This window comes from Granulicatella sp. zg-84 (assembly GCF_010892375.1).
Classification (GTDB): domain Bacteria; phylum Bacillota; class Bacilli; order Lactobacillales; family Aerococcaceae; genus WM01.
Window position 1 is genome coordinate 1 of record NZ_WNJX01000024.1, and the last position, 16,587, is coordinate 16,587.

Here is a 16,587-nt window from a genome sequence, read left to right on the forward strand (position 1 = left end):
CATAAATAAAATTGAAATCAATTGATTTATCAATTTTACGTAGTAAATGGTCTTTTGGTACTAATTCGGACAATGTGTTTAATATGATTTCATCATTTGGGTGAGTTTCTTTATAAAACATAGATTTTTCCCTCCTTTTTCTTATCTCTATTATACCACTTTTAAGCGTTATTATCGTATCAGACGTTGTGGTACGAATGGCTTCGTTCTCGCACATGGTAGAGAACGAGCGATGTATCGTGTACATCGTGGTAAGCCGTGCAACTTAACGTCTGATACGAAAAAAGACTGTCGACATTTTAATTTGTCAACAGTCTGAGCATCTTTTATAGATGCTTTTTTTGTAAAAGCAAAAGCTAGCTTATTATTAGGAATTATTATAAAATAAAGACGATAAAATTTGAAAAGAGGTATAATATGTCTATTTTAGAAATTAAAGATTTACATGTATCAATTGAAGATAAAGAAATTTTAAAAGGTGTCAACTTAGTCATGAAAACAGGAGAAATTCATGCCGTAATGGGACCTAATGGAACAGGTAAATCAACTCTATCAGCAGCGATTATGGGGCATCCAAGCTATACAGTAACAAAAGGTGAAATTTTACTCGATGGTGAAAGTGTTTTAGATATGGAAGTAGACGAACGTGCAAGAGCTGGATTGTTTTTAGCCATGCAATACCCAAGTGAAATTGCAGGTGTGACAAATGCTGAATTTATGCGTGCAGCCATGAATGCAAGACGTGATGATGATAATAAAATTTCCGTACGTGATTTTATTAAAAAATTAGATGAAAAAATGGCTTTATTAGACATGCCTGAAGAAATGGCAGAACGTTATTTAAATGAAGGTTTCTCTGGAGGAGAGAAAAAACGTAATGAAATTTTACAATTATTGATGATTGAGCCAACATTTGCTATTTTAGACGAAATCGATTCTGGTTTAGATATTGATGCCTTAAAAGTTGTCTCAAAAGGTGTGAATGCAATGCGTGGTAATCGTTTTGGGTCATTGATTATTACACACTATCAACGCTTATTGAATTATATCGAACCAGATATTGTTCATGTGATGATGGGTGGAAAAATTGTGAAAACAGGTGGCGCAGATTTAGCGAAACGTTTAGAAGCAGAAGGATATAAAGGTATCCGTGATGAGTTAGGCTTAGATATTGAGATTGATGGAGAATAATAGAATGGATACATTACAAACATTTTCTATGTTAAAGCAAGAACCTGAGTGGGCAATTGCACAACGGACACAAGCATACGGATTATTAGACACATTAGCATTACCTATTATTGAACGTGTGAAATTTAATCGTTGGCATTTGTTTGATACAATGATTGATTCAGATGAGCAAAGTGATGAAACAGGATATGGTGTTTTAACGAATTTAGAGCATGATAAACCATTATTAGTACAATATGGAACACGTACTGTTTTTGAACAATTACCTACATCGTTGGTTGAACAAGGTGTTATTTTAACAGACCTATTCACAGCAATGCAAGAATATCCAGAGTTGGTACAAGCCCATTTAAACACTGTTGTAGCAGTTGATGAGGATAAATTAACAGCATTTAATCGTGCGTATATGAACAGTGGTGTGTTTTTATATGTTCCAAAAAATGTCGTGATTGAAGAACCTATTCAAACGATTTTATTACAAGACAGTAGCATTCAAGAAGCCTTTGTTAAACACGTTCTGATTGTTGCCGATGTGAATAGTCAATTAACATACGTTGAAAAATTAGAAACATTTGGCAATAAGAAAAACACAGCGAATATTGTGGTAGAAGTAATCGCTAAAGACGGTGCAAAAATAAAATACGCTGCCGTTGACAGACTGGGTGAACAAACACATGCGTATATCAATCGTCGTGGACGTATCCAAAAAGATGCAGATATTAACTGGGCGATAGGTGCTTTAAATGACGGTAATGTCATTGCCGATTTTGATTCCGATTTAGTAGGTACCGGTTCGACAAGTCATGTAAAAGTTATTGGTATTTCAACTGGTAAACAAGTGCAAGGGATTGACACACGTGTGACAAATTATGCTAAACATTCCGTAGGGCATATTTTACAACATGGTGTTATTATGGATAAATCAACGCTAACGTTTAATGGTATTGGACATATTATTAAAGGAGCAAAAGGAGCAGATGCACAACAAGAAAGTCGTGTGTTAATGTTATCTCAATTTGCTAGAGGAGATGCCAACCCAATTTTATTGATTGATGAATGTGATGTGACAGCAGGGCATGCAGCAAGTGTCGGACAAGTGGATGAAGAACAATTATTCTATTTGATGAGTAGAGGTTTAAGCCAAGATGATGCAGAAAAACTTGTTATTCGTGGTTTTTTAGGTGCTGTTATTACAGAAATTCCAATGCGTGATATTCAAAAAGAAATGATTGACGTGATTGATCATAAGCTAGGTGAATAGTATGGATAATAGTATGGATATAAAAAAGGATTTTCCCGTATTAAATCAATCTATCAATGATGAACCTTATATTTATTTAGACAGTGCAGCTTCTTCATTTGTGCCACTTCCTGTTCAAGAAAAAATAACAACATTTTTAAATACGACGTATGCGAATGTGCATAGAGGTGTGTACACAACGGCATACCAAGCAACGCAAGAGTATGAAAAAGTCAGAGATATTGTGAAAAACTTTATTCATGCTACGTCTGAAAAGGATATTATTTTTACAAGTGGTACAACAGATAGTTTGAATATAGTCGCAAAAAGTTATGGTGAAAGTATACTACAAGAACAAGATGAAATTTTTGTATCTGCTTTAGAGCATCATGCAAATTTAGTTCCTTGGCAAGAATTGGCGAAAAAAACAGGTGCAAAATTGATTTTTATGCCTCTATTAGAAACAGGCGAAGTAGATGTTAAGGCTGTATCAAAAATGGCGACACATCGCACCAAAATAGTGGCTGTGACACATGTATCCAATGTTTTAGGTGTTCATAATGATATAGAAACATTAGCCAATATAGTTCATAATGTAGGTGGTGTTATCGTTGTTGATGGAGCACAATCTACACCACATCTGTCTGTTGATGTAACCCATTATGATTTTTATGCTTTTAGTGGACATAAATTAGGAGCGTTGAATGGAATAGGCGTACTGTATGGTCGTCATGAATTACTTGAAAAGATGCCACCAATCACATTTGGAGGCGATATGATTGAATATGTAGGCGATATGGAAAGTACGTATCAAAAAACACCTTATAAATTTGAGGCGGGGACACCAAATATTATTGGTGCGATTAGCTTAGGTGCCGCTATTGAATATATACAACAATGTGATATGGATACTATTCGACAATATACACAGCAGTTAACAATGGCTGCATTACATCAGTTACAGACTATACCGGATGTACTGATTTATGGGCATGAAAAAGGCTATAATGGTGGAAGCATCATTAGTTTTAACTTAAAAGGTATTCATCCTCACGATGTCGCAACAGCTTTAGATATGGAAGGCGTTGCTGTTCGTGCAGGGCATCATTGTGCACAACCTTTGATGCGACAGTTAAATGTCACAGCAACAGTTAGAGCAAGTTTTTATATATATAATACCAAAGAAGATGTGGATCGTTTTGTTGAGGCGGTCAAAAAAGTAAAGGAGTTTTTTACGAATGGTCGCATTGACGAAATTAGATGATTTATATAGACAAGTGATTTTAGATCATTCAGCACACCCACGACAATTTCGTAAACAGATTGAAGAAACAGACTCTTTAGAAATGTTAAATCCAACGTGTGGAGATGTGATAACTGTTCACATTCGTGCCAAAGAAAATCGTATTGAAGACATCTCGTTTTCAGGAGAAGGATGCACCATTAGCAAGGCAAGTGCCAGTATGATGTGTGAGTTGTTGAAAGGCGAAGATGTGACACTTGCAAAAGAAAAAATCAAATCATTTTTTGAACTTGTGCAAGGGCACGATGTGGGGATTGATTTAGCAGATGCTGAATTATTGCAAGGTGTATCCAAATTTCCAACACGTATTAAATGTGCTACATTGAGTTGGAAAGTGCTAGAAACATTATTAGAAAGGTTGGAAGAAAATGAGTGAAGTACCTGCTTTAGCAGAATATAAATTTGGATTTAAAGACGATGCTGAAATATTATATTCGACAGGACAAGGATTGTCTGAAGCGGTTGTTCGAGATATTTCTCAACAAAAAAATGAACCGGAATGGATGCTAGACTATCGTTTAAAATCTTTGAATTTATTTTATAAATTAGATAAACCAACTTGGGGTGCCGATTTATCTGAACTTGATTTTTCAGATATTACATATTATCAAAAAGCGAATGAAACAGTGGCAAAATCATGGGATGATGTGCCAGAAAAAATTAAAGAAACATTTGAACGAATTGGTATTCCAGAAGCTGAGAGAGCTTATTTAGCAGGTGCAACTGTACAATATGAATCTCAAGCTGTTTACCATAGTATGAAGCAAGAATTTGAAAAATTAGGGATTATTTTTACGGATACAGATACTGCATTGAGAGAATATCCTGACATTTTTAAAGAACATTTTGGAACAGCTGTTCCTGCTTCGGATAATTTTGAAGCGGCATTGAATGCGGCAGTATGGTCTGGTGGGACATTTATTTATGTGCCAAAAGGTGTTAAATGTGATGTGCCATTACAAACTTATTTTAGAATTAACAATGAAAAATCTGGACAATTTGAACGGACACTGATTATTGTTGATGAAGGTGCAAGTATTCATTATGTAGAGGGATGTACAGCACCAACCTATTCAACAGCAAGCTTACACGCAGCTGTTGTTGAAATTATCGTTAAAAAAGATGCGTATTGTCGTTACACAACTATTCAAAACTGGTCAAACAATGTCTATAATTTAGTAACAAAACGTGCCATTGCGCATGAAGGTGCAACAATGGAATGGATTGATGGAAACTTAGGTGCCAAAACAACAATGAAATATCCAAGTGTTTACTTAAACGGACGTCATGCTAGAGGAACAATGTTATCCATTGCTTTTGCTGGAGAAAATCAAGTACAAGATACAGGTGCAAAAATGATACATAATGCTCCACATACATCTAGTTCTATTGTATCAAAATCCATTGCTAAAGACGGTGGAAAAGTAAATTACCGTGGACAAGTTGTTTTTGGAAAAAAATCAGAAGGATCTATTTCGCATATCGAATGTGATACGATTTTAGTTGATGATAAATCTTATTCAGACACTATTCCATTTAATGAGTTACACAATGGAAAAGTTTCACTAGAACACGAAGCAAAAGTATCTAAAGTTTCAGAAGAACAATTATTCTATTTAATGAGTAGAGGGTTATCTGAAAGTGAAGCAACAGAAATGATTATCATGGGCTTTGTCGAACCATTTACAAAAGAATTGCCAATGGAATATGCCGTCGAGTTAAATCGATTGATTGCCTATGAAATGGAAGGTAGCGTTGGGTAAAAATAGAAATCGTGTTGGTGTCTTTGCTAGACATCAACACGATTTCTTATAAAGATAGTGAATAAGACATATCTGGAGAGAAACAATGAAAAGTAAAAAATATACATTAATGATGATTAGTTCGATGACAATTTTTGGGACAATTGGTGTTTTTAGACGCTATATTGCACTTCCGTCCAGTCTTATATCACTTGGTAGAGGATTTATTGCGGTTTGCTGTTTGTGTCTTTTTCTAGTTGTCACACGTAAACCGTTAAATTGGCGTTTCCTTTATCAAAAGCGTTATTTACTACTATTATCAGGTGCTCTTATTGGTTTTAATTGGATTTTATTATTTGAAGCACTACAATATACAACAGTTGCAACAGCCACTGTATGCTATTATATGGCGCCTATTTTTGTCTTAATTGCATCGCCATTTGTTTTAAAAGAACGTTTAAATATTGCACAGTGCATGACCATTTTAGTTGCTTTATGTGGCATGATATGTGTATCAGGTGTGTTTAACACATCCATTCAAAGTATAGACGATATAAAAGGTATTTTATGTGGGTTAATGGCAGCTATGATGTATGCGACGGTCATAATGCTTAATAAGAAAATGAGTGAGATTGATGCTTACGATAAGACAATGACACAATTAAGTATTGCTACACTCGTCTTATTCCCTTATGTGTTATGGACTGAAAATTTATCTCAAATAAAAGTCGATACATTAAGTATCGTGATGTTACTTTTACTTGGTGTACTTCATACAGGTATTGCTTATGCCATGTATTTTGGAGCTATTAATCAATTACCTGCACAAACGGTTGCATTATTAGGCTATATTGACCCAGTTGTAGCAGTATTCATATCTAGTTTTATATTAAAAGAGCATATTGGTTTATTGGAGTATATTGGTGCTGCTCTTATTTTAGGTTCTATGATGTGCCATGAATATATCAGTACAAAAAATAGCAGCATATAAGCTGATATAATTTGAGAAAAAGAGATTGTCTTAACAGTAAATCAATAGATTTAATATGACTCAAAAATGCTTGAAATCAACTTGTTGAATATGTTGATTTCAAGCGTTTTACCTATTTTTCAGGGTAGTTTCTTAAAAAATTTGTAGTATATCATGAAAATATTTTAACGTTGAATAGGAATATCTTTTTTTATATTCTTGACTATTTAATGTTATTTTATTTTGTGCATGATTGATATAGTCATCTAAATATTTGGTTGCTTCAGAAATGATACGCTCTGAATGATGCATTGCCTCAACATATTCATCTTTATCTATAAGAATATGACTCGTACTTAAATATTGAGTAGCATTTTTTACGATCACAATTTTTGAATAATCTAGACCAGATGAAACATGACGTGAACGAACGGTATTTTTAAAATGATACCCATTTTTATGTTTCATATGGCTTCGAAATGGAATACAGATAAAATAGTCTTTATATTCAACTATAATACAATTATAAGTACGATTTCCATGAGGTTTTAGAAGTTCTGGGAAAGAACTATTAGGGTAATCATTGTAGAAATCACTTGTTAACGTATATAGTGCTTGTTCGAATTGAATTGTCACATTTTATTCCCCTTTTGTTACTAAAAAACGATAGAGAAAACTCTATCGTTAACATCGTTTCGGTTAATTTTTATTTGGCAAAGGAGTCAGAACCGTCACTCCTATCATCAATTCGGTCAATTTTTATTTGGCAAAGGAGTCAGAACCGTCACTCCTATCATCTTTTAACGATGTTTTCTATTTAAAGTATAGTATTAAAATGATATTTTGTCAAAGTAATCGTATTTATTGTTAATCGACTGTTTGCTATTTGTAAAACCGTATCGATAGATATAAATATAATACATTTTTAGATTGTCTTAACAGTAAATCAATAGATTTAATATGACTCAAAAATGCTTGAAATCAACTTGTTTAATGTGTTGATTTCAAGTAACTTATAAATAATTCTAATTCTTTATTTTTTACTTTTGAGAGAACGGCATTTTAATGTTCATATCGAGATAGACTGTCTTTTAAACGATGTAAAGCATCTATAAGAGTAGAGGTAGGGCAAGCTAAATTTAAACGTTCAAAACCATAGCCTTCTTTCCCAAAGGTATAGCCTTCATTGCAAAAAACAAATGCGTCTTGTCTTAATAGATTTTGTAATGTTGTGGTTGAAAAACCATATGCCGAAAAATCAAGCCATTGTAAGTAAGTCCCTTGTAATGCATAAACTTTAACTTTAGGAAGATGTGTTTCCATAAAATCTTTGACTGTTAAATGGTTTGTCCAAATCAATGCTAGAAAAGCCTCTAGCCATTGTTTTCCTTGCGTGTATGCTATAGCCGTTGCTTGCATACCAATCATATTGGCACTAGGAACGCCGTGTATTAGTTGTGTATGTGTGAACCGTTCTCTTAATGTTTCATTTGGAATAATAATGCTCGAAATTTGCAATCCAGCAAGGTTAAAACTTTTACTTGGTGCTGTGCAGACAATGCATTTTTGCTCAATTTCTTTGGATAAGGTTGGTAATACATGATGTGTATGATTTGGCATGATTAAATCATAATGAATCTCGTCTGAAACGATGAGCACATCATACGTTAAAGCAAGAGAAATGATTTTGTCCAGTTCTTCCTTTGTCCATACACGTCCAACAGGATTGTGAGGGCTACACAAAATCATCAATGTTGTTTCTTTTAAAGACATTTTTTCTTCTAAATCTTGAAAATCTATATGGTACGTTGGAAAATCGTTGATAAGTGATGATGCTAATACTGTTCGACCAGTATGTAGAACCGTTTGTTTAAACTGTGGATAAACAGGTGTCATAATCAGTACATTGTCATTCGGCTGTGTAAAAGCATAGATAGCAGAGTGTAATGCTGACACAATGCCTGGAGATGTCGAAATCCACTCTTCTTCTATATCCCAGTTAAATTGATCTTTATTCCATTGTTTAATGGCTTTTTTGTAGTCCGGTGTCATTGTTGTATAGCCTAGAACCGTTTGTTGAATATACTCTTGTAAACCCTCTACGATTTCCGGTGCTGTTTTTAAATCTGCATCAGCCACAGAAAAAGGGGAGATATGTTCAGGAATATCTGTTGCCCATGTGTGCATCAATTCCCATTTTTTTGATGATTGTGTTTGACGATTGATGAGTGTATCAAAATCGTATGTTTGCATATAATCACTCCTTTTTCTCATTGTAACATAATTTAAGTATTATTTGGTGTGATATGAAAAAGCATTTCATTGTTAGATAAACATATTTATATGGTTTTGTATTTTTTTTCAGTTCCAAATATGGTATACTGCGGTAAGAACTATAAAATTCATGTTAGTTTTAGGAGGAAGTATGAAAAATTTAAAGAAAACATTAGTCTTTGTTTTAGGACTTATTGTGACACTAGGTATGTTAGGGGCTTGTAGCTCTAAAAAAGAAGAGATGAAATCATCTGATGGAAAAACAGTTATTGAAAAATTATCCATTGGTTTTGTACCGTCAAGAGAACCTTCTGAAATTGTAACAGCCACTGAACCTTTAAAAGAACTATTAAAAGCACAATTAGCAAAATCAGGATATGATGTTAAAAACATTGATATCACAGTTGGTACAAGTTTTGAAGCTGTTGGTGAAGGATTAAATGCAGGAACGTTAGACGTTGGTTTTATTCCAGCAGGAACTTATGTTTTATACAGAAATGGTGCAGAAGTATTATTAACAGCAACTCGTAAAGGATTATCTATTGACGATGCTTCAGCAAAAGCTTGGAATGACAATAAACCAACGAAAAAAGCTGATACACAAGCAACTTCTTATCGTTCATTGTTGATTGCTGGTCCGTCTGAAAAAGGACAAGCGATTGCGAAAAAAGTAAATGCAGGCGAAACATTAACATGGGATGATGTGAAAGATTTGAAATGGAGCGTTATGAACCCAACATCTCCTGCTGGATACATTTACCCAACATTATGGTTAAATAAAACATTTGGTAAAACAATTAAAGATTTAGGCAATAATGCTGTTATCAGTGATTCTTATGGTTCTGCTTTTGCTCGATTAGCTTCTGGCCAAGTAGATGTATTAGCAACTTATGCAGACGCTAGAACAGACCAAGAGAAAAAATGGAACGAAAGTTACTCAAGAGAAATGAGTATTTGGGAAGAAACAAATGTTATTGGTGTAACAGATGCTATTTATAACGATACAGTAAGTGTTTCTAAAAAATCAAAAACTGTAACACCTGAATTTAAAACAGCTTTAGCAAATGCTTTAATGGAAATTGCAAAAACAGAAGAAGGTAAAAAAGTTATCGCTGTATATAGTCACGAAGGATACCAATTAGCAAAAGATGCTGATTATGACAATGAAGCAAAAGCTCAAGACATCGTGAAAAACTTAAAATAGGAAATTGTTGACATAACATGAATTTTTAGGGAGAGAGTGTTCCTCTCTCTCTTTTTTAAGCATGAAGAAAGAGAGAAGTAGTATGATAGAGTTTAAAAAGGTAAGTAAGACATATCCAAATGGCACAAAAGGATTGATTGATGTTGATGTAACCATTGAACAAGGAGAGTTTATTGCGATTATTGGATTGTCTGGATCGGGTAAATCAACATTTATTCGTTGTGTAAATAAAATGCATGATATTACATCTGGAGAACTATTTGTGAATGAACAAAATGTACAAAAAATTACAGGTAGAGATGTACGTAAATTTAGACGTAATATTGGTATGGTATTCCAATCTTTTAACTTAGTGACAAGAACAACTGTGATTAAAAATGTTTTAACAGCATTTGTCCCAGAATTATCAGGATTCAGAAAATTCTTTGGTATTTTCCCAAGAGAATGCAAGATAAAATCATTAGAGGCACTAGATAAAGTGGATATGTTTGAAAAAGCTTATGTACGTGTCGATCAATTATCAGGTGGGCAACAACAACGTGTGGCACTTGCTAGAGCATTGGCACAAAACCCAGAAATCATTTTAGCAGATGAACCAGTTGCTGCGTTAGACCCAGTGACATCTAATCAAGTAATGGACGATTTTAGACGTATCAATAAAGAAAATAATATCACGATTTTGTTAAACATTCATGATGTTGATTTAGCATTAAAATACTGCGATAGAGTGATTGGAATCAATAAAGGGCATATCGTATATGACGGAAGTGCCAAAGATGTCACAAAAGATATTTTAGAAAAAATTTATCAAAAAGATTTATTTAGCAATGGAGAGTAATATGAAAACAATAAAGGATAGTCTAATTTTTAATGAACAAATTGTTTTAAACAATGGTAAAACAATTTTAAGACCGCGTTCTAAAACACCTTTACTGATACTCGGCTTATTGATATGTATTATCATTTCTTTACATGTGACACAATTTGATGCCGATGTTTTTGAAAACTCTGCTAATTTCTTTGATATTTTAGTCAGCATGTTTCCACCGGATATGGATTATACAAATGATGTATTGCCTCCTCTTTTTGATACAGTGAAAATGTCTTTTGTAGGGTCGTTTTTAGGAGCTGTTTGCTCTTTACCAGTAGCTATTTTAGCGGCAAATAATATTACAAAAAATAAATTTATCAACGGCTTTTTCAAACTGTTTTTAAGTGTTCTTAGAACATTACCGTCGCTTGTTATTGCCTTAATTGCAACATATATTTGGGGATTAGGGACATTTGCAGGAACAGTTGCTATTTTTATTTTTTCTTTATCTTATGTTGGTAAGTTATTGTATGAGTCTATTGAAACAGTTGATATGGGCGCTTTTGAATGTATGGAGTCAATGGGCTTTACACGATTTTATGCATTTAGATATGCTGTTTTACCGATTATTTTACCGTCATTTATTTCTACAGCATTATTTAATTTCGAAGGAAATGTTCGTTACGCAGCCATTTTAGGATATGTTGGTGCAGGTGGTATCGGATTGATATTAAACGAAAAATTAGGGTGGAGAGATTACTCTAAAGTGGGTACCATTATTGTGTTATTGTTAATAACTGTCTTTATTATTGAAACAGTAAGTGAGCATTTTAGAGATAGATTGGAGTAAATGTATGAATCGTGAAAAGATAGAAGAAAAATTACAAAAAGAACCTAAGTCGTATATGTATATCTTATTGATTACGGTTATTGTTTTAGGTTTATTGATTTGGTCGTCATCTGCAATAAAAAAAGGTGATACAACAGGAGATTCTTTAAGTGTTGCCAGCAATATTATGGGTGGTATTTTAAATCCAGATTGGCATTTTTTATTCAGATTAGATAATAAGGGTGTTTTATACTTGTTATTTGAAACAATTTGTATTGCATTTTTAGGAACAATTATTGGTGCGATTATTTCTATACCATTTGCTTTTTTATCTGCTAAAAAAATTGTTTCTAAATATGTAGCATGGATTGGAAAATTATTAACGATGTGTGTTCGAACAATTCCAGCATTTATTTATGGATTGATGTTTATTGGTGTTACAGGTCCCGGAGCATTAGCAGGTGTTTTTACAATGTCTGTTGTATCTGTTGGTATGGTGACTAAATTGTATATTGATGCCATTGAAGATTTAGATTTTGGGATTATCGAATCTTTATCAGCGATTGGGTGTACAAAAGTGGAACAAATTCGTTACGGTATTTTACCACAATTATATTCTAAACTAATTTCCATTGTTATTTATCGTTTTGACATGAATTTAAGAGATGCTGCGGTTCTAGGTCTTGTTGGTGCCGGAGGTATCGGAGCACCGTTGATTTTTGCGATGAATAACTATCGTTGGAATGAAGTGGGCTCTATTTTAGTTGGGATTATTATTTTAGTCTTAATCATTGAAGTCTTTTCAAATAAAATTAGAAGAAAACTAGCAAGAGGGTATTAAACATGTTTAAAATACTTGCCACAACAGATGTACACGGTAATTTATTAGCGTATGATTTTGTTACATCAAAGCAAGCAATTAAAGGATTATCTAAATTTTCAACTTATTTAAAACAACAAAGAGCTTTACATCATGTGATTTACATTGATAATGGCGACATCAATCAAGGAACCCCTCTTGTCACGTATGCCAATAGTTATGTTCCAGAAAATATCTCTGCCAAAGCTTTAAATTTATTATCTTGTGATTTTGTTAATATTGGGAACCATGATTTTAACTATGGAAGTGATTTTTTATATCGTTATATTCAAGAAAATCATGCAAAATGTGTTACGAGCAATGTACTTTATAAAAATCAGCCTATTGGACAAACACATGTGATAACATGTGATGAGAAAAAAATTGGATTAGTAGGTGTTGTGACAGACTATATTGAACATTGGGAAAATCCAAACAATTTAACCCATTTAGATATTTTAAGTGTTATTGATACCGTCAAAAAAGAAGTAGCACATATTCGCCAAGAAGTAGATTATGTTGTCGTCGTTTACCATGGTGGGTTTGAACGAGATATTGAAACAGGAGAACCCACAGAAAGATTGACGGGCGAGAATGTAGGTTATGCATTATGTACAGAAATTGACGGGATTGATGTGCTGATTACGGGGCATCAACATCGCCAATTAGTTGGGAAAATCAATGGTACACATATTATTCAAGCTCCAGACGGCTGCTTTAAATGTATGGAAATTACTTTTAGTGATACCATTTCAGTTAATCTTATCGACGTATCTGAGTATGAAGTAGATACTGAATTTGAAAATTACTTTAAGAATGAACTTGATAAAACAGAAAACTGGCTAGACACAGAAATTGGTACAACTAATCTTAAAGATTGTTATATTAAAGATATTAAACAGGCACAACTGACAAAGCACCCTATTACTGCTTTTATTAACCGAGTGCAAATGACTTATATGCAAGCCGATATATCTGCATGTTGCTTATTTGATGTCATGCCGGGATTTGGAGATACGTTAAAATATAGAGATATTATTTTAAATTACCCATTTCCAAATACGCTTGTTTTGAAAGAAATGACAGGACAACATATTATGGATTATTTAACACAACTGTCACAGTATTGGGTGGTTAAAGAAGATGCTATTGATATCAATCCAAAATTTTTATACCCAAAACGAGAAGTATATAATTATGATTTATTAGACGGTATTACTTATACGATGAATATTTCAAAGACAAAGGATAATTTTATTAGTGATGTGTACGTCAAAGGAGAACCGCTTGTTTTAGAGAAGACATATAAATTAGTCTTAAATAATTATCGTGCAACGGGTGGTGGAAACTTTGCTATGTTTCCAGAATTAAAAACAATCAAAGAAGACACACACGATATTGCTGAGATTTTAATCGACTATGTGAAAGAAAAACGACACATTGTCATTACTGATGAACAGAATATCCGTTTGACTGTTGTAGACTAATATAAAAAGATGTTGGTAGATTTTATCCACCAGCATCTTTTTATATTAAAGGATTAAGATAAGTGCTTGCTAATTTTAGAATGTGTATTTTAATGAAAAAATTTAGTGAATGGTTAATATCGTTCAAAGCCAAGACGATTTGATGAATAATCTAAAAAAGACAGCTAATTTACTGTCTTTTTTGCTCCATTATTTATTTTTTAAAATATGTTTGATATAAACACAAAGAAGTAGTGTTATCAATGTAATGGTTGTTGTCGTTCCAGAAACGGTAACATCTAAATATATCGCTGTGAAAAAACCAATAACACAGTTCAACAGACTAAATAAAGCTGTTAAAAAGAGTAGTTGTTTGTAATGCTTAGCAAATAATAATGCAGACATTGCTGGGCCGACAAAGAAACAAATAACGGTGATAGATCCAACCATATCAAACGATATAACGGTTGTAAACGACACTAACAACATGATGATTGTCTGTAATACTTTTGTTTTTAAACCGACAAGTCTTGCTTGTGTACTATCAAATAAAAATAAACTTAATCTACGATACATCATGCTTAAAAAGAGAATATTTATAAAACAAATAATACTAATTTTAATCAATGAAATAGGTATATCTATACCGAATATGTTTGTTGTGTTCAATGACGCAAAAATAATTTCACCCATTAAAACCATGTCTAAGTCTAAATGAACATTTCGCGCGAACATAGAAATCAAGATGACTGCAATGGAAAATAAAAGAGGGAATACTAAACCAGTTGCAGCATCATGTGTGATTTTAGGCGATATCATGAGTTTGTCAATGAAAAAGACGGTAAACACGCCAAATAAGGCAGCACCAATAATGAGTAATGGTGAATCTAAACTATTACTAATAAAGAAACCTAGAACAATTCCTAATAAAACAGAGTGCGATAAAGCATCTGCAATCATCGATTCATTGCGAACAACAAGAATTGTCCCTAAAGACCCACAAGCCAAAGCTGTTAAATATAAAATCAATAATGTATCTAACATGTTGTAGAACCTCCTTTGTGCAAGTTAGGTTTGATGTATTGCGTGATAAAGAATGTCGTTAACGCAATAATACTCATACAAACGATAATGGCAGGTCCTGTTGATAAACCACTGATAATGGAACTGAAATAAGTACCTAGAAATGCAGAAATCGTAGCGGAAACAAGTCCAATCCATAGAGCTGTTTTGTAATGTTTGCTACATAAAATACCTGTTACAGCAGGAGCAATTAAAAAGCTACTCATTAAAATGGCACCAACGACTTTTAACCCCACAGAAATCAAACTAATCATCATAAATGTTGTCAGTTGATTTAATAATTTAGGTGAAATACCATTTAATTGTGCAAAAGTTGGATCAAATAAAAAGATTTTATATTTTTCATAAAACAACAAGAAAATGACGATACAAAAAATAGAAACAATGGAAATCAATATCACATCATCTTGTTGAATGAAGGCAGCTTGTCCAAATAAATATTTTTGTAAACCTGCTTGTGCAGCTTTGCTAAAGGCTTTATGTCCTTGTATAAAGTTTTTCAAAACCATCCCTAGTCCAAAAAATGAAGACGATACTAACGCCAGTGCATTGATAAGACTATGTTCACTATGTCTTGTAATCCAATGAACCAAATAGTAGGAAACATATCCTGAGAACATGGCACCTAGTGTTAAAATGAGTGGATCTCTTTGTTGAAAGAGTATAAACGCAAAGATAACACCTGGATAAGAAGCATGACCGATTGTATCCCCAATTAAACTTTGTTTTGTCAGAACACTAATAGTACCAACCATGCTAGAAGCTAATGCTAAAATAATGGTTCCAACGGCAACGGTAATGAAAGAATAATCAAATAAAACACTTGTATCTATCATGTCTAATCACGTCCTTTATTTGTAAAGTTAATAAATTGTTGATTAGACTGGACATTTTTATATGTTTTAAAATACCATTCGTCATTAAAGGCTGTTTCAACAGGACCTGAATGTACGATTGTTTTATTGACCCAAACGACATAATCATAATAAGTTGATACCGTATGTAAATCATGATGAATCACAATAGATGTTTTTCCTTCTTTTTGAAAATCTTTTAATGTATCCATGATAATATGTTCTGTTTGAATATCAATGCCTGCAAGAGGTTCGTCTAAAATATATAATTCAGCTTGTTGAGCTAATGCTCTGGCGATAAACACACGCTGACGTTGACCGCCAGATAGCTCTGTAATTTGTCTGTTTTTTAAATCAGATAGTTTCATCTGCTCAAGTGCATGACTTGCAATATCTTTATCTAACTTAGAAGGTTTTTTTAACATATGTGCAATATGAGGGTATCTTCCCATTAAAACAATTTCATCAACTGTTGCAGGAAATTGCCAATTTACTTGAGAACTTTGAGGAATATATGCAATTTTTTGACTGATGATTTTATTCAAATGTTCTGTTTCATTTAAAATTTCTACTGTTCCAGATGCTAATTTTTCAATGCCTAAAATACCTTTTACTAATGTTGATTTCCCAGCACCATTCGGTCCTACAATGGCAGTACGTGTTTGATTAGGAATGATTAAATTCACATCATGCAAAGCAGTATTTCCTTTATAGTTAATGGATAAATTTTGTACTTTTACAGCATTAGTTATTGTCATATG

At 33.1% G+C, this 16,587-nt stretch carries 16 protein-coding genes; 11 read left to right on the plus strand and 5 right to left on the minus strand.

Going from position 1 to position 16,587, the window contains the following annotated elements:
- Positions 1-417: 417 nt before the first annotated feature.
- From sufC to GMA06_RS06210, 6 genes are all read left to right on the plus strand, one after another.
- A complete protein-coding gene (gene sufC, locus GMA06_RS06185; RefSeq protein ID WP_163545510.1) occupies positions 418-1,191 on the plus strand; it encodes a Fe-S cluster assembly ATPase SufC in 774 nt (257 codons plus the stop codon).
- A gap of 28 nt (positions 1,192-1,219) precedes the next feature.
- A complete protein-coding gene (sufD, locus tag GMA06_RS06190) occupies positions 1,220-2,452 on the plus strand; it encodes a Fe-S cluster assembly protein SufD (protein WP_240328854.1) in 1,233 nt (410 codons plus the stop codon).
- 1 nt (position 2,453) lies between these two features.
- Positions 2,454-3,695 (plus strand): SufS family cysteine desulfurase, encoded by a 1,242-nt coding sequence (locus GMA06_RS06195; protein WP_163562048.1) that lies wholly within the window; start codon positions 2,454-2,456, stop codon positions 3,693-3,695.
- Positions 3,670-4,110: a Fe-S cluster assembly sulfur transfer protein SufU gene (sufU, locus tag GMA06_RS06200; RefSeq protein ID WP_163562049.1), complete on the plus strand. Its 441-nt coding sequence runs from the start codon at positions 3,670-3,672 to the stop codon at positions 4,108-4,110. Before GMA06_RS06195 ends, sufU begins: the two co-directional genes overlap by 26 nt.
- A complete protein-coding gene (gene sufB / locus GMA06_RS06205) occupies positions 4,103-5,497 on the plus strand; it encodes a Fe-S cluster assembly protein SufB (protein WP_163545513.1) in 1,395 nt (464 codons plus the stop codon). The genes sufU and sufB overlap by 8 nt, the downstream gene beginning before the upstream one ends.
- 85 nt (positions 5,498-5,582) lie before the next feature.
- The gene (locus tag GMA06_RS06210; protein ID WP_163562050.1) at positions 5,583-6,467 is read left to right on the plus strand and encodes an EamA family transporter; all 885 of its coding nucleotides are present in this window, start codon (positions 5,583-5,585) and stop codon (positions 6,465-6,467) included.
- A gap of 132 nt (positions 6,468-6,599) precedes the next feature.
- On the opposite strand, the gene GMA06_RS06215 is transcribed toward GMA06_RS06210, so the two are convergent.
- Positions 6,600-7,082, minus strand: a complete 483-nt coding sequence (locus GMA06_RS06215) for a hypothetical protein (protein ID WP_163562051.1) — start codon at positions 7,080-7,082, stop codon at positions 6,600-6,602.
- 426 nt (positions 7,083-7,508) lie between these two features.
- Positions 7,509-8,699 carry a MalY/PatB family protein gene (locus GMA06_RS06220; RefSeq protein WP_163562052.1) on the minus strand — a complete coding sequence of 397 codons (1,191 nt, stop codon included), beginning with the start codon at positions 8,697-8,699 and terminating at the stop codon, positions 7,509-7,511.
- Between the two features lie 229 nt (positions 8,700-8,928).
- On the opposite strand from GMA06_RS06220, the gene GMA06_RS06225 reads away from it, so the two are divergent.
- From GMA06_RS06225 to GMA06_RS06245, 5 genes are all read left to right on the plus strand, one after another.
- Positions 8,929-9,924: a phosphate/phosphite/phosphonate ABC transporter substrate-binding protein gene (locus GMA06_RS06225; protein WP_240328855.1), complete on the plus strand. Its 996-nt coding sequence runs from the start codon at positions 8,929-8,931 to the stop codon at positions 9,922-9,924.
- 82 nt (positions 9,925-10,006) lie between these two features.
- Positions 10,007-10,762, plus strand: coding sequence for a phosphonate ABC transporter ATP-binding protein (phnC, locus tag GMA06_RS06230; protein ID WP_163562054.1), 756 nt, complete (start codon positions 10,007-10,009; stop codon positions 10,760-10,762).
- A gap of 1 nt (position 10,763) precedes the next feature.
- Positions 10,764-11,585 carry a phosphonate ABC transporter, permease protein PhnE gene (gene phnE, locus GMA06_RS06235; RefSeq protein ID WP_163545519.1) on the plus strand — a complete coding sequence of 274 codons (822 nt, stop codon included), beginning with the start codon at positions 10,764-10,766 and terminating at the stop codon, positions 11,583-11,585.
- Positions 11,586-11,589: 4 nt separating this feature from the next.
- Entirely contained in the window at positions 11,590-12,405 is an 816-nt protein-coding gene (gene phnE / locus GMA06_RS06240) for a phosphonate ABC transporter, permease protein PhnE (protein ID WP_163545520.1), read from the plus strand.
- 2 nt (positions 12,406-12,407) lie between these two features.
- Entirely contained in the window at positions 12,408-13,910 is a 1,503-nt protein-coding gene (locus GMA06_RS06245; protein ID WP_163562055.1) for a bifunctional UDP-sugar hydrolase/5'-nucleotidase, read from the plus strand.
- Between the two features lie 189 nt (positions 13,911-14,099).
- On the opposite strand, the gene GMA06_RS06250 is transcribed toward GMA06_RS06245, so the two are convergent.
- From GMA06_RS06250 to GMA06_RS06260, 3 genes are read right to left on the minus strand one after another with little or no spacing between them, the layout of a single operon-like run.
- Complete coding sequence (locus GMA06_RS06250) at positions 14,100-14,933, minus strand: metal ABC transporter permease (protein WP_163562056.1); 834 nt, start codon at positions 14,931-14,933, stop codon at positions 14,100-14,102.
- Complete coding sequence (locus GMA06_RS06255) at positions 14,927-15,808, minus strand: metal ABC transporter permease (RefSeq protein ID WP_163546442.1); 882 nt, start codon at positions 15,806-15,808, stop codon at positions 14,927-14,929. The genes GMA06_RS06250 and GMA06_RS06255 overlap by 7 nt, the downstream gene beginning before the upstream one ends.
- Positions 15,809-15,810: 2 nt before the next feature.
- A complete protein-coding gene (locus GMA06_RS06260; RefSeq protein WP_163546443.1) occupies positions 15,811-16,584 on the minus strand; it encodes a metal ABC transporter ATP-binding protein in 774 nt (257 codons plus the stop codon).
- Positions 16,585-16,587 lie beyond the last annotated feature (3 nt).

Coding starts and splice junctions, on each gene's coding strand:
- sufC (WP_163545510.1), top strand. CDS start 418: ATGTCTATTTTAGAAATTAAAGATTTACATGTATCAATTGAAGATAAA.
- sufD (WP_240328854.1), top strand. CDS start 1,220: ATGTTAAAGCAAGAACCTGAGTGGGCAATTGCACAACGGACACAAGCA.
- GMA06_RS06195 (WP_163562048.1), top strand. CDS start 2,454: ATGGATAATAGTATGGATATAAAAAAGGATTTTCCCGTATTAAATCAA.
- sufU (WP_163562049.1), top strand. CDS start 3,670: ATGGTCGCATTGACGAAATTAGATGATTTATATAGACAAGTGATTTTA.
- sufB (WP_163545513.1), top strand. CDS start 4,103: ATGAGTGAAGTACCTGCTTTAGCAGAATATAAATTTGGATTTAAAGAC.
- GMA06_RS06210 (WP_163562050.1), top strand. CDS start 5,583: ATGAAAAGTAAAAAATATACATTAATGATGATTAGTTCGATGACAATT.
- GMA06_RS06220 (WP_163562052.1), bottom strand. CDS start 8,699: ATGCAAACATACGATTTTGATACACTCATCAATCGTCAAACACAATCA.
- GMA06_RS06225 (WP_240328855.1), top strand. CDS start 8,929: ATGTTAGGGGCTTGTAGCTCTAAAAAAGAAGAGATGAAATCATCTGAT.
- phnC (WP_163562054.1), top strand. CDS start 10,007: ATGATAGAGTTTAAAAAGGTAAGTAAGACATATCCAAATGGCACAAAA.
- phnE (WP_163545519.1), top strand. CDS start 10,764: ATGAAAACAATAAAGGATAGTCTAATTTTTAATGAACAAATTGTTTTA.
- phnE (WP_163545520.1), top strand. CDS start 11,590: ATGAATCGTGAAAAGATAGAAGAAAAATTACAAAAAGAACCTAAGTCG.
- GMA06_RS06245 (WP_163562055.1), top strand. CDS start 12,408: ATGTTTAAAATACTTGCCACAACAGATGTACACGGTAATTTATTAGCG.
- GMA06_RS06250 (WP_163562056.1), bottom strand. CDS start 14,933: ATGTTAGATACATTATTGATTTTATATTTAACAGCTTTGGCTTGTGGG.
- GMA06_RS06255 (WP_163546442.1), bottom strand. CDS start 15,808: ATGATAGATACAAGTGTTTTATTTGATTATTCTTTCATTACCGTTGCC.
- GMA06_RS06260 (WP_163546443.1), bottom strand. CDS start 16,584: ATGACAATAACTAATGCTGTAAAAGTACAAAATTTATCCATTAACTAT.